Genomic DNA, 483 nt, shown 5'->3' on the forward strand with positions numbered 1-483 from the left:
CGCTAAGCGGGTTGCCAAGGGTTGCCATCGTGCTAGATGGCTGCCTTTGGTGCGTAAAAATAGTGTGTTTGACAGGCTGTACCTCTGTGGGGTGCAGCCTTTTTTTATGGCACTTTCAGACGGGGAATGTGCCTGACTGCAAAAAATCCTCAAGTCTGCACACCAAGGGCCGATAACTCTCAGGTAGGCGGTGCCAGTTGCTGGCAGTTTCAGTAGCCCAGCAGATGCCGTAACGCATTGAGTAGTGGCGCAGGCGCTCACATTGTTTTAACGAAATACAGGGGATTCACCATGGCCATGACCATCAACACCAATGTCGCTTCGATCAATGCACAGCGCAATCTGAGCCTGTCGGGCAGCACACTGTCCACCTCGATGCAACGCCTGTCTTCTGGCCTGCGCGTGAACAGCGCCAAGGACGATGCAGCAGGTCTGGCCATTTCGGAGCGCATGAATGCCCAGGCCAAGGGTTTGAGCGTGGCA

The 483-nt window shown here is 54.9% G+C and carries 1 protein-coding gene; it reads left to right on the forward strand.

What is annotated here, in order from left to right:
- Positions 1–291: 291 nt before the first annotated feature.
- Positions 292–483, forward strand: a 192-nt coding sequence (locus AC27VO_RS16530; RefSeq protein ID WP_488667809.1) for a flagellin N-terminal helical domain-containing protein, incomplete at its 3' end; no start/stop codon positions are given.

Source organism: Comamonas sp. 14P8.1.4 (assembly GCF_057799285.1).